The organism is Streptomyces griseus (assembly GCF_001715295.1).
In the GTDB taxonomy this organism is placed as follows: domain Bacteria; phylum Actinomycetota; class Actinomycetes; order Streptomycetales; family Streptomycetaceae; genus Streptomyces; species Streptomyces griseus_G.
On sequence record NZ_MDKB01000002.1, the window covers coordinates 997,881 to 1,010,770 of the forward strand.

Annotated in this window: 7 protein-coding genes; 2 read left to right on the top strand and 5 right to left on the bottom strand. The window is 72.9% G+C overall.

What is annotated here, in order from left to right; translation table 11 throughout:
• Positions 1-108: 108 nt before the first annotated feature.
• The 3 genes from BA175_RS10920 to BA175_RS10930 all read right to left on the bottom strand — a co-directional run bounded on the left by BA175_RS10920 (position 109) and on the right by BA175_RS10930 (position 7,797).
• Entirely contained in the window at positions 109-3,051 is a 2,943-nt protein-coding gene (locus tag BA175_RS10920; protein WP_069171114.1) for a protein kinase, read from the bottom strand.
• A gap of 380 nt (positions 3,052-3,431) precedes the next feature.
• The gene (locus tag BA175_RS10925; protein WP_069171115.1) at positions 3,432-5,537 is read right to left on the bottom strand and encodes a serine/threonine-protein kinase; all 2,106 of its coding nucleotides are present in this window, start codon (positions 5,535-5,537) and stop codon (positions 3,432-3,434) included.
• Between the two features lie 553 nt (positions 5,538-6,090).
• Positions 6,091-7,797, bottom strand: a complete 1,707-nt coding sequence (locus BA175_RS10930; protein ID WP_069172050.1) for a glycerol-3-phosphate dehydrogenase/oxidase — start codon at positions 7,795-7,797, stop codon at positions 6,091-6,093.
• A gap of 257 nt (positions 7,798-8,054) precedes the next feature.
• Between BA175_RS10930 and BA175_RS10935 the strand changes: the two genes are divergently transcribed.
• Together BA175_RS10935 and BA175_RS10940 are read left to right on the top strand one after the other, a co-directional pair.
• Complete coding sequence (locus BA175_RS10935; RefSeq protein ID WP_069171116.1) at positions 8,055-9,317, top strand: nucleotide sugar dehydrogenase; 1,263 nt, start codon at positions 8,055-8,057, stop codon at positions 9,315-9,317.
• A 119-nt stretch (positions 9,318-9,436) separates the two neighbouring features.
• A complete protein-coding gene (locus BA175_RS10940; RefSeq protein WP_069171117.1) occupies positions 9,437-10,027 on the top strand; it encodes a hypothetical protein in 591 nt (196 codons plus the stop codon).
• A 71-nt stretch (positions 10,028-10,098) separates the two neighbouring features.
• On the opposite strand, the gene BA175_RS10945 is transcribed toward BA175_RS10940, so the two are convergent.
• Together BA175_RS10945 and guaB are read right to left on the bottom strand one after the other, a co-directional pair.
• Positions 10,099-11,223: a GuaB3 family IMP dehydrogenase-related protein gene (locus BA175_RS10945; protein ID WP_069171118.1), complete on the bottom strand. Its 1,125-nt coding sequence runs from the start codon at positions 11,221-11,223 to the stop codon at positions 10,099-10,101.
• Between the two features lie 104 nt (positions 11,224-11,327).
• On the bottom strand, positions 11,328-12,830 hold the full coding sequence (gene guaB / locus BA175_RS10950) for an IMP dehydrogenase (protein ID WP_069171119.1): 1,503 nt from the start codon (positions 12,828-12,830) through the stop codon (positions 11,328-11,330).
• Positions 12,831-12,890 lie beyond the last annotated feature (60 nt).

Sequence of the window (12,890 nt, forward strand, 5' to 3'; positions counted from 1 at the left end):
CCCGCCCCATTCCTTCGAACGACAGGTTACGGAGGGGGGCGGCCCGGCGTAACCTCGCACCGCCCACGAGACCGCACTGTGATGCTTGTCCTGTGTCCCGACTACGTGTCAGGACGTCACGCGGTAGGTGGAGATGGCCTGTTCGTAGAGATCGGACACCTTGTCACGCTCGTTCTCCGGGCCGATCGCCTGGATGATGTGGTACCTGCCGTCCACGATCATGACGAGGTTGCGTACGTACACCTCGCGCCCACCGCTCTCCTGCCAGGTGAACTGCCCCTCGGCCATGGCCTGTCGCCCGACGTCGACCCGGCGCAGGCCCGTGGACGTGGCCCAGCTGGACTCCCGGAAGGGCTTGAGCTCGGGTTCGCCGCTGCGCTGGTAGTCCAGCGGGTCGGAACCGTTGGCCTTGACGGTGTCCCTGCCGGGTACGACGAGCACGCTGAACCCGTCGCTGCCGTAACGGATCTGACGGTCCGCGTTGGCCGGGCTGCGCTGCCACTCCTTCGGGACACCGATCTCGAACCCCTCCGGATCCTTGCGCAGCACATGGCCGGGGGCGAGGGTGGTGGCGGAGTGGCTGGTCTGCGGCTGCTGCGAGCCGGAGGAGCCTGCGGAGCCCGCGGACGATCCGTCCGACGCGCTCGCGTCGGGCGCCGGTCCGGCCGGTGCCTCCGCGGCGGAACCGGAGGGCCGGGGCTGCGACCCGGTCTTCGTGTCCGGCCCGGATCCTCCCTCGGGCATGAACATCACGGCGTAGGCCACGGCCGCGGCCGTCAACAGCAGGATCAGGACGAGCAGCAGCCGGCCCAGCCGTCGCGGCGGGCGTGCGCCCGGCGCCGGCTGACGCAGAACCTTGGGCTCCTTGGGCGCACGGGGAGCACGGGGCGGCTTCTCGTAGCGCTGAGGCCTGCTCTGCCGGTGGCGGCCGTGCGCGGCCCCACGCCCCCGGCGCCTGCGCACCAGTTCGCCCCTGCGGCGCACGACGGGCAGGCGGGTGGCGTCGACGGGCGGCAGCGGCACGACGTCGATGCCGGCCTCGGGCTCCGGAGCCGAGCGCACGAGCGAGCGCATCCAGCCGCGCAGCTCCTCGAAGTCCGGTCGCTCCGTGGGGTCCTGACGCAGCAGCGACTCGACGACGGGACGGAGGGGTCCGCAGTCCTCCGCGAAGGCGGGCGGTTCCGCACAGACCATCTGCACGAGCTCGGCCGCGTTCTCCTCCGGGTAGGGCGCGTGGCCCTGCACCGCACGGTAGAGCAGGGCACCGAGCGCCCACAGGTCGGTGGACGGGCCGATGGGCGGGGCCAGCTGCCAGTTGTCGTGGACGGGCCCGGCCTGCTCGGGCGCCCAGCGCTCCGTGACGGCGCCGACCACGGCGATACGGGCCTGCCGGGCGCGTTCGGCGGCGAGGGGGGTGGCGGGGCCACGATAGGCGGGGGTCTCCCCGCCGCCGCCGGTGGCGACGACCGCGTCCCATCCTCCGGTGGACGCCCGTGCGGCCACCGGCTGCTGCTGCCGGTCCCTGCTCTCCGGCCCGCCGCCCGGGCGACGGGCGTCTGCGCGGAGCGCGTCCTCGCCGGAGCGGCCCGAGCCGCCCGCGGGCACGGGGCGGCCGGCGCCGGGGCCGTCGTCCCACGTACCGGCGAGGTGGACCCACCGGCCCGGGGGCAGGAGGCCGGGGTCGTCGTCCTCGGGGTCGTCGTCCCCGCCGTCGTAGGCGTCGTGCTCGTCGTCCTCCGGCGCGGGGGCGCCGTAGGCCGGGGCGCCGTACGGCGGCGTGCCCTGGGGCCGGCCCCCGTACCTCGGGTCTTCCCGCGACCGGTCCTCCTCGGACCAAGCCTCGTACGGAACCTCGTCGGCCGGGGCTGTGTGCTGCCCGTCGCCGTACGGGGCGCCGTGGTGCCCGTCGTCGTACGGGGCGCCGTGGTGCCCGTCGTCGTACGGGCGGGCCTCGCGGGAGGTGGCGCCGTACGGGGGGCGCGGGTGGGCCGCGCCGCCGTCGGGCGCGTCCTCGCCCGGCCGGCCCGTACGCGACGGGTCCTGGCGGGGGACGTCCTCGCCCGGCCGGCCGCTCTGCCGGGCGGCGGGCGGCAGGCCCTCGTCGGCCCTGGCCGCGGCGCGGGCACCCGCACGGTAGGCCGCGATGGCTCCGGCGCGGGCCGCACGCAGCTGTGCCGCGCCGCCCGCCCCGGGCTCCACCACGGGCACCGCGGGGCGCGCGGGCCGGGGGACGAGCTCCTGTCCGCCCCGGCCGCCGTCCTCCCGGTCGCTCGCCGGGTCGCTCTCCCCCTCGGCCCCGGGCGGGCGCACCGCCTCGATCTCGGCGTAGGGGCGTGCCGCCGGCACCCCGGCGGAGGTCTCCTCGGGGGCGGGCAGCGGGTCCGGGGCGAACGGCGGCTCGTACGGGCCGGTGGGGCCCGTCTCGACCGCCGGAGGCCCGTACGCTCCCTCGTCCTCGGTCTGCGGCACGGGAACGTACCCGCACAGCGCCTCCTCGGCGGCGCCGGCCGCCAGACCGGTCAGCACGACACGGCCGTCGTCGCAGACGAGGACCGTGCGGACGGTGATGTTGCGGTGGGTCCAGCCGTGTGCGTGCAGCACCCGCAGGGCGGTCAGCACGTCGGAGCCGATCTCGGCGGCACGGTACGGACTGAGCGGGCGCTCGGCCAGGAGCGCCGCGAGCGGCCTGGCGGCGACCAGTTCACTCACTATCCACAGCGATCCCGCCTCGGCGAACACGTCGAAGACCTGGTCCAGCCGCGGGTGGTCGGGGACCTGGGCCGCCGCCTGGGCCGCCTCGATCGCCCGCCGGACCGCGGGGTCCGTGGACCGGCGCATCGTACGTCCGGCGGTCCTCCGGGCGACCGCTGACGGCCCGTCGGCGTCCAGCACCTCGGCGTCCACGACCTCCGGCAACGGCACCTGGCGGACCAGGACCTCCTGCCCGCTGTAGGTGTCGAACGCCCGGGTCTCGGCCAGTTCGTACGCGTCGGACGGGGGCAGCGGAAGGCGGTAGCGGTCGGCGAGTACCCGACCCGCGTAGTCGTCCACGACACCTCCCCAGAGCGCGCTGTCCCCCGGTCACGAGGACCGGTCACAGCCGCCAATCACGGTCACTTGGTGTGCACTTACCCCGTGGTCCAGGCCGCGCACGGTCTTCGGCCTCTCACGATACGGGGCAAGTGGCGGCCGTGCCGCCGGGTCTGCGCAACCCGGCCGCACAGGACGGCCCCGGGCGTGTTCCGAACGCCCGTTCCGTCCGGGGGAGCCTGGCACGCACGCGCACCGCGGTGCCGGTATCCCCCGGTACGCCCGGTTCCGGGGAGCCGCTTCACCTCGCGACCGCACGCACCGGACGCCGCCGGGCCCGGCCTCCCGGGCGGCGCCACCTGCGGCACACGCCAGGTGCCGCCCCGCGAGGCCGGTGCCGGTCAGTCGGTGGGCTCGAACGTGGCGAACGCCGTCTCGCGCAGCGTCCGGCACTCCTCGCCGTCCCATGCGTCCGCCCTGCAGCTGATCATGATCGAGTAGCCGTGGGTGGCGTCGGCCTTGAATCCCCGGTTGAGGACACGGATCCTCTTGCCCTGCTGATTGCGGGTGAACTCCCAGTCAGCCACGGTCGGATAGCCGTTGTACTCGACCGGCTTGATCCGGATGTGCTTGTAGCCGTCGCTGAGGCTCTTGGTGGCCGAGACCGCCCCTGCCCAGGCGGCTGCCGCGTCGTCCTTCGGGGAGGAGTTGTAGTCGACCTGGACACGCGGGAAGCCGCCGTCGGCGTTGTAGATGCCACCGGAGTTCTGGCCTGCTATACCGGCGAGCCGGAAGTTCGCGGGCATCGCCATGGTGAAGTGGAACCGCTTACCGGTGACCTTCTTGTACCCCGCGGGCAGCCCGTCGCCGGCCGGGGCACCGCTCTCCGGAGTTCCCGAAGAGTCGTCGGACCCCTTGCCCTTGCCCTTGTCCTCTCCTCGGTCGTCCTTCGCGGCGTCGTCCGTGCCACTGCCCTTGCCGCTGTCCGTCTCCTTGCCGGACCCGGCGTCCGTGCCGCCGTCGACCGTGGCTCCGGCGGACGCGGTGGCGCCGCCCCCGGTGGTACGGCCCTGCTCACCCTCGTCGTCGCCGAGGGTGAGCGCCAGGACCGTGCCGAGCACGGCCAGTACGACGACCCCGGCGACGACCGCCAGCGTGCGGCGCGGTACGACGTCGGTGATCGACGCCCGGACCGGGGCGGACGGGCCCGCCGGACGCGGCGGTATGCCCTGGCCCGGGGCGGAGGCCGTGGCCGTGGCCGTCGGGGTCTTCGCGTTCCGTACGGAGCGCAGCGCACCGCGGAGCCGTTCCCGCGTGCTCTCCCCGGCCGCGGTGCCGATGGCCGGGGTGGATGCGGAACCGGTGGGGGTCGCGGAGCCCGCGGGGGCTCCCGGTCCGGCCGGGCTCGCGGTGCCGGCGCGGGCCGCGGAGCCGGTCGGCCCGGCGCCCGCCGAAGGACGGGGGGTCGGCGTGGAGGCACGTGAGGCAGCGGCTCCCGCGGCCCCGGAGGCCGCGGCGGTACCGGCGGCGGCCGCACCGGAGGCCTTCTTGCCGCCGCTCCTGGATCCCTTGGGTGCCTCGGGCGCGGTGATGGTGGGCAGTGCCATGACCTGGGTGCGGTCGGCCGCCTGCCCGGCGGGCCCCTCCGGCTGCTCCGGTGCGTTGATCACCGCGTTGAGCAGGACACGCGCTCCCGCGTCGTCCAGCCGCTGTTCGGGGTCGCGGGTCAGCAGGCCGTAGATGACCTCCGTCAGCGGGCCGGCGTTCTTGGGCGGATCGACCGGCTCCGTCATCACGGCCGTCAGCGTGGCGATGGCCGAGCCCTTGTCGTACGGAGGGCAGCCCTCGACGCTCGCGTACAGCAGTCCGCCGAGCGACCACAGGTCGGCGGGCGGGCCCGGCTTGTGCCCGCGGGCCCGCTCGGGCGAGATGTACGAGGGGGCACCGACGAGCATGCCCGTGGAGGTGACGGAGGGGTCGCCCTCCACCTGGGCGATCCCGAAGTCGGTCAGGACGACCCTGCCGTCCTCGGAGATCAGTACGTTGGAGGGCTTCACGTCGCGGTGCAGGATGCCCTGGCGGTGCGCCGAGCGCAGCACGTCGAGGATGGCGAGACCCACCTCCGCCGCCCGCCTCGGTGTCAGCGTCCCGTCCTCGCGGATCACCTCGGCGAGCGACTTGCCCTCGATGAGCTCCATGACGATCCACGGCCGGTCGTCCTCGTCGACCACGTCGTAGACCGTCACCGCACTGTTGTTGCGGATCCGCGCGATCGCTTTCGCCTCGCGCAGCGTGCGGGTGATCAGCCGGCGCTTCTCGTCCTCGTCGATGGCCGAGGGGAACCGCAGTTCCTTGACCGCGACCGTGCGGCCCAGCGTCTCGTCGGCAGCACGCCAGACCGTGCCCATGCCGCCCCGGCCGAGCACCTCCCCGAGTCGGTACCGTCCCGCGAGGAGACGTCCGTCCTTGTCCCGTTGGGGCTCCCGTGCCTGCTCCGCCTCCGACATGCGTCCCCTCTGCGATCAACCCACCCTGGCAGAGCGTTCATTGTCCCTCACCCCGGGACCGGTCATGGTCCGGGGTCCACGGTCGGCCACGATGCGGCCGGTGGAGGGAGCCCCTGCCACGCCCGTCCCCCGCGTGCTTCTCGGTGCCTCGCCCGTCCCGGCTCCGCCCGCCTCCGGAACGGCGCGCCTGCCCGGCGAACCACACCCCACCCCGGCATCGTCCTCCCTTTCCCGGTCCGTCGTCGAGGGCGGGCCCCCAGCGGACCACCGGCGCACCCCGGCTCCCGCGCTCCGCACGAGACCTGCGCGGCGGACGGGCCGGGCACAGAACCGGGTGTCCGCCCCCGGCCGCGAACCGGCAGCCCTGCCGGTCCGGAACCGGCCGCCCGTCCCCGGACCGACCGGGCAGGGCACCGCCGGAACCGGAGCGCTCCCCGGACTGCCCGGACGGGACCGGACCTCCCACCGGATCCACCCCCCGGACCGCCCGCACGGGACCGGACCTCCCGCCAAATCCACCCCCCGGACCGCCCGCACGGGACCGGACCCGCCGTCAGGTCGGCACGATGTCAGGCGCGCCCAGCCGCGCCGCGTCCGCCGTCAGGTCGTCCGGCTGCCGCTGCGACTCCCGCTCGGCCTCCACCCTCTTACGGTAGTGCTCGACCTCGCGCTCGATCCGGCCCGTGTCCCAGCCCAGCACCGGTGCCATCAGGTCGGCGCACTCCCGCGCACAGCGGGTGCCCCGGTCGAACGTCTCGATGGAGATACGGGTCCGGCGGGTGAGTACGTCGTCGACGTGGCGGGCCCCTTCGTGCGAGGCGGCGTAGACGACCTCCGCGCGCAGGTAGTCCTCCGCCCCTGCCAGCGGGTCGCCCAGCGAGGCGTCGCCCTCGATCAGCTCGAGCAGCTCCTCTGCCATCGAGCCGTACCGGTTGAGCAGATGCTCCACCCGGACGACGTGCAGCCCGGTGCGGGCCGCGATCCTGGCGCGGGCGTTCCACAGGGCGCGGTAACCCTCGGCGCCCAGCAGCGGGATGTCCTCCGTGACGCAGTCCGCCACCCGCTGGTCCAGCCCGTGCACCGCCTCGTCCACGGCGTCCTTCGCCATCACCCGGTACGTCGTGTACTTGCCGCCCGCGACGACCACCAGCCCCGGCGCGGGGTGGGCCACCGTGTGTTCGCGCGAGAGCTTGCTCGTGGCGTCCGACTCGCCGGCCAGCAGCGGCCGCAGCCCGGCGTAAACCCCTTCGACGTCGTCCCTGGTCAGCGGGGTGTTCAGGACCGAGTTGACACGTTCGAGCAGGTAGTCGATGTCGGCGCTGGAGGCGGCCGGGTGTGCCTTGTCCAGGTCCCAGTCGGTGTCCGTCGTGCCGACGATCCAGTGCCGGCCCCACGGGATCACGAAGAGCACGGACTTCTCGGTACGCAGGATCAGCCCGGTCGAGGAGTGGATACGGTCCTTCGGGACGACCAGATGGATGCCCTTCGAGGCACGGACGTGGAACTGGCCGCGCTCATTGATCAGCGACTGGGTGTCGTCCGTCCACACGCCGGTGGCGTTGACCACCTGCTTGGCCCTGACCTCGTACTCCCCGCCCTCCTCGACGTCCTGCACGCGCGCGCCGACCACCCGCTCACCCTCCCGCAGGAAGCCGACCACACGCGCCCGGTTCGCCACGTGCGCGCCGTAGCCGGCGGCCGTGCGCACGAGTGTGGCCACGTAGCGGGCGTCGTCCATCTGGGCGTCGTAGTACTGCAACGCGCCGACCAGCGCGTCCTTCCTCAGGGCGGGCGCGACCCGCAGGGCGTGGCGGCGTGAGAGGTGCCGGTGCACGGGCAGCCCGCGGCCGTGGCCGGAGGAGACCGACATGGCGTCGTACAGGGCGACACCGGAACCCGCGTACAGCCGCTCCCACCCCTTGTGCTGCAGGGGATAGAGGAACGGGACGGGTTTCACCAGATGCGGGGCGAGCCGCTCCAGGAGCAGCCCGCGTTCCTTCAGCGCCTCCCGTACGAGCGCGAAGTCCAGCATCTCCAGATAGCGCAGCCCACCGTGAATCAGCTTGCTCGATCTGCTGGACGTCCCGGCCGCCCAGTCGCGCGCTTCGACCAAACCGGTCGTCAGTCCTCTGGTGGCCGCGTCCAGAGCCGTCCCGGCGCCGACCACGCCCGCTCCCACGACCAACACGTCGAGTTCGCGCTCGGCCATCGCGGCCAGCGCCTCGGCGCGCTCCGCGGGTCCCAGTGTCGCTGTCCTCACTGCTGCCTCCCGGTACTCCTGGTGGATCGGGGTGCTACGGCGCGGGAGCGGGGGCCGGCCGAGGAGCCGGGCGTCCGTGCCCACCACTCGATTCTGTCCGCGGACCACGACTTCAGCCACCGCCTGTGGACAACACCCGGCCGACGAGAGACGCAGAATGCGACATATAGGTCATATTTACGCCTATTCTGACATAGCGCTGTCCCCAGCAGTTGCGCTTTCTGTCTTCATGGTCTTAGGGAAGGACGGCCCTCGACATGCCCGCAGACCTCGCTGTCATCGGACTCGGACACCTCGGCCTGCCCCTGGCCCAGGCGGCCGTCGGCGCCGGGATCCGGACGGTCGGCTACGACACCGACCCGCGCCCCTTCGCCGAACTCTCGGCGGGCCGGACACCGGTCGAGGGATCACTCAGCGCCTCGGACATCCGCCGGATGCTCTCCGGGGGCTTCCGGCCGACCGACGACCCGGCCGAGGTGGGCCGGGTCCGCACCGCTGCCATCTGCGCGCCCACCCCGCTGGCCTCCGACCGCACCCTCGACCTGGGCGCCGTGACCGAAGCGGCCCGGGCGCTCGCCGCCCGGCTGCGCCCGCACACCACCGTCCTGGTGGAGTCCGCGGTACCACCGGGCACCACCGAGAACGTCGTGCGCCCCCTACTGGAGGAGGGCTCGGGCCTGCGCGCCGGGCGGGACTTCCACCTCGCCCACTCCCCCGGCCGCCTCGACCCCGGCAACCGCGTACACGTCTACACCAACACGCCCAAGGTCATCGGCGGCCTCACCCCCGCGTGCACCGAGTCCGCCGCCGCCTTCTACGGCCGCCTCACCGACAAGGTCGTCCGGGCCCGCGGACCGCGCGAGGCCGAGATGACGAAGGTCCTCGAAACCAACTTCCGGCACGTCAACATCGCGCTGGTCAACGAGATGGCGGTGCTCTGTCACGACCTCGGCGTCGACCTCTGGGACGTCATCCGGTGCGCCGAGACCAAGCCCTTCGGCTTCCAGCCGTTCCGCCCCGGCCCCGGTGTCGGCGGCCACGGCGCCCCCGTGGACCCCGGCTACCTCCCGTACAGCAGCCGCACACCGGGCCACCCCCTGCGCATGGTCTCGCTGGCCAAGGAGATCAACGACCGGATGCCGAGCTATGTGATCCAGCGCTGCGCCACCCTGCTGAACGAACACGGCAAGTCGGTCCGCGGAGCGCGGGTGCTGCTCCTCGGGGTCACCTACAAGCCGGACCTCGCCGACCAGGAGTCCTCGCCCGCCCGCGAGATCGCGACCCGGCTGATGGACATGGGCGCGCAGATCGGCTACCACGACCCCCACGTCCTGGACTGGCGGGTGCGCGAACAGCCCGTCCCCCGCGCCGACTCGCTCTACGAGGCGGCCGCCGGAGCCGATCTGACGGTCCTGCTCCAGCACCACCGTACGTACGACCTCCAGGGCCTCGCCGTGAAGGCCCAACTCCTCCTGGACACGCGGGGAGCGACCCCGGCGGGCGCCGCTCACCGGTTGTAGGCAACGCCCGCCGGCCCGGTTCCCGCAGGGACGGAGGCGGGCCGTGTCGGCACGTCCTGCTAGCCTGCGGCGTCACTTCTCGCACAGACGTGCGCATCAGTCCCAGGGGGAACATCGCCATGAGCCAGCCCGTTCAGCCGCCGAACCCACCTCAGCAGCCCTACGGCGGCGGACAGCCGACCGACGGGAACCCGTACGCGGCACAGCAGCCCGGCGCGCCGACGGGCAACCCGTACGCGGGCCAGCAGCCCGGCGCCCCGGCCGGCCAGTTCGGCGGCGGCATGCCGTTCGCCCCGCCGGCGCCGGTCCGCGACAACGTGGGGCTCGGTCTGCTCGCCGCCTTCGTCGCGGCCGTCGTCGCCGCCGGTGTCTACGGCGGGATCATCGGCGCCACCGAGCACCAGATCGGTTACGCGGCCGTCGGTGTCGGTTTCCTGGTCGGCTTCGCGGCGGGCAAGGCCGGCGGCCGCAACCCCGCGCTGCCGGTCATCGGCGCCGTCCTCGCCCTGGCCGGCGTCTACGGCGGTCAGCTGCTCGGGGAGGCGATCCTCGCCACCAAGGTGGCCCCGGTGACGGTCCCGGAGATGTTCCTCGATCACTTCAGCCTGCTGAACGAGGCGTGGAAGGCCGATTCCGACGTGATCAGCTTCCTCTTCTTCGCGATCGCCGCGGCGGCCGCCTTCTCGGCCGCCAAGAAGTCCTCGGACTGAACGGGCCCGTGCGTACGCCGGAGCCCGGACCGCTTCTGCGGTCCGGGCTCCGGCGTCACGCACGAGCGGCGTCAGCGGCGGTGCTGCGAGTCCGCGACCGTCACCTCGACGCGCTGGAACTCCTTGAGGTCGCTGTAGCCCGTGGTGGCCATCGCCCGGCGCAGCGCGCCGAAGATGTTCATCGAGCCGTCAGGGGTGTGCGAGGGGCCGGTGAGGACCTCCTCCGTCGTGCCGACGGAGCCGAGGTCGACCAGCTTGCCGCGCGGCACGTCCTCGTGGACGGCCTCCATGCCCCAGTGCCGGCCGCGGCCGGGCGCGTCCGTCGCACGGGCCAGCGGGGACCCCATCATCACGGCGTCCGCGCCGCAGGCGATGGCCTTGGGCAGGTCGCCGGACCAGCCGACGCCGCCGTCCGCGATGACGTGCACGTACCGGCCGCCGGACTCGTCCATGTAGTCACGGCGCGCGCCCGCCACGTCGGCGACCGCGGTCGCCATCGGGACCTGGATGCCGAAGACGTTGCGCGTGGTGTGCGCGGCGCCACCGCCGAAGCCGACGAGGACACCGGCCGCGCCGGTGCGCATCAGGTGCAGGGCCGCGGTGTAGGTGGCGCAGCCGCCCACGATCACCGGGACGTCCAGCTCGTAGATGAACTGCTTCAGGTTGAGCGGTTCCGCGGCGCCGGAGACGTGCTCGGCGGAGACCGTCGTCCCGCGGATGACGAAGATGTCCACGCCCGCGTCGACGACGGCCTTGGAGAACTGCGCGGTGCGCTGCGGGGAGAGCGCGGCGGCGGTGACGACACCGGAGTCGCGCACCTCCTTGATGCGCCGACCGATCAGCTCTTCCTGGATGGGGGCGGAGTAGATCTCCTGCAGCCGCGGGGTCGCGGTCTCCACGGGCATCTCGGCGATCTCGTCGAGCAGGGCCTGCGGGTCCTCGTGCCGGGTCCACAGCCCTTCGAGGTTGAGGACGCCGAGGCCGCCCAGCTCACCGATGCGGATGGCGGTCTGCGGGGAGACCACCGAGTCCATGGGAGCGGCCAGGAAGGGCAGCTCGAAGCGGTAGGCGTCGATCTGCCAGGCGATCGAGACCTCCTTCGGGTCGCGGGTACGCCGGCTCGGCACGACAGCGATGTCGTCGAACGCGTATGCGCGCCGACCGCGCTTGCCGCGCCCGATCTCGATCTCAGTCACGATGATGTGGCCTTTCCTCTACGTCTGCGCTGACCAGTATCCCCGACGCACACATGAGGGGCGGTCCCGGGAACCCGGGTCCGCCCCTCACCTGCGCTGACGCGTTACTTCCTGCTGTAGTTCGGCGCTTCGACCGTCATCTGGATGTCGTGCGGGTGGCTCTCCTTGAGACCCGCCGAGGTGATCCGCACGAACCGGCCCTTGCTCTCCATCTCGTCGACGGAAGCGGCGCCGACGTAGCCCATGGTCTGGCGGAGCCCGCCGACCAGCTGGTGGAGGACGTTGGCCAGCGGGCCGCGGTAGGGCACCTGACCCTCGATGCCCTCGGGTACGAGCTTCTCGTCCGCGGACACGTCGGCCTGGAAGTAGCGGTCCTTGGAGTACGAGCGCCCCTGCCCGCGGGACTGCATGGCACCCAGCGAGCCCATGCCGCGGTACGACTTGAACTGCTTGCCGTTGATGAACATCAGCTCGCCCGGGGACTCCTCACAGCCTGCGAGGAGGCTGCCCAGCATCACGCTGTCGGCCCCGGCGGCGAGCGCCTTGCCGATGTCGCCCGAGTACTGGAGGCCGCCGTCACCGATCACGGGGACGCCCGCGGCACGCGCGGCGAGCGCGGCCTCGTAGATCGCGGTGACCTGCGGGACCCCGATACCGGCGACCACGCGGGTGGTGCAGATCGAGCCCGGTCCGACGCCGACCTTCACCCCGTCGACGCCGGCGTCGATCAGCGCCTGGGCGCCGTCGCGGGTGGCCACGTTGCCGCCGATGACGTCGATGCCGACGCTCGACTTGATCTTCGCCATCCAGTCGAGGGCGTTGCGGTTGTGGCCGTGCGAGGTGTCGACGATCAAGAAGTCGACCCCCGCGGAGGCGAGTGCCTGTGCGCGGTCCAGCGCCTCGGGGCTGGCGCCCACGGCCGCGCCGACCAGCAGACGGCCTTCGGCGTCCTTGGCGGCGTTCGGGTACTGCTCGGCCTTCTTGAAGTCCTTGACCGTGATGAGGCCCTTGAGGATGCCCGCGTCGTCGACCAGCGGAAGCTTCTCGATCTTGTGGCGGCGCAGCAGCTCCATGGCCTCCACGCCGGAGATGCCGACCCGCCCGGTGACCAGGGGCATCGGCGTCATGACCTCGCGCACCTGGCGCGCCCGGTCGGACTCGAAGGCCATGTCCCGGTTGGTCACGATACCGAGGAGCTTGCCCCCCGCGTCGGTGACCGGCACGCCGCTGATGCGGAACTTCGCGCAGAGCGCGTCCGCCTCGCCGAGCGTCGCGTCGGGATGCACGGTGATCGGGTCGGTCACCATGCCGGACTCGGACCGCTTGACCAGGTCGACCTGGTTGACCTGGTCCTCGACCGAGAGATTGCGGTGCAGCACGCCGACGCCGCCCTGACGCGCCATGGCGATGGCCATCCGTGCCTCGGTCACCTTGTCCATGGCGGCCGACAGCAGGGGGATGTTCACCCGCACGTTGCGCGAGATGAGGGACGAGGTGTCGACCGCGTTGGGCAGGACCTCGGACGCGCCCGGCAGCAGCAGCACGTCGTCGTATGTCAGCCCGAGGGTCGCGAATTTCTCAGGCACGCCGTCGACGTTTGCAGTCATGACACCTTCCCCATATGGCCTTGATCGGTGCGGATGTCCATGCTAACGGCCGTACGGGGT

Bases quoted from the DNA above. Each gene is read 5' to 3' on its own strand.
- BA175_RS10925 (WP_069171115.1), bottom strand. From the start codon at position 5,537: ATGTCGGAGGCGGAGCAGGCACGGGAGCCCCAACGGGACAAGGACGGA.
- BA175_RS10935 (WP_069171116.1), top strand. From the start codon at position 8,055: ATGCCCGCAGACCTCGCTGTCATCGGACTCGGACACCTCGGCCTGCCC.
- BA175_RS10940 (WP_069171117.1), top strand. From the start codon at position 9,437: ATGAGCCAGCCCGTTCAGCCGCCGAACCCACCTCAGCAGCCCTACGGC.
- guaB (WP_069171119.1), bottom strand. From the start codon at position 12,830: ATGACTGCAAACGTCGACGGCGTGCCTGAGAAATTCGCGACCCTCGGG.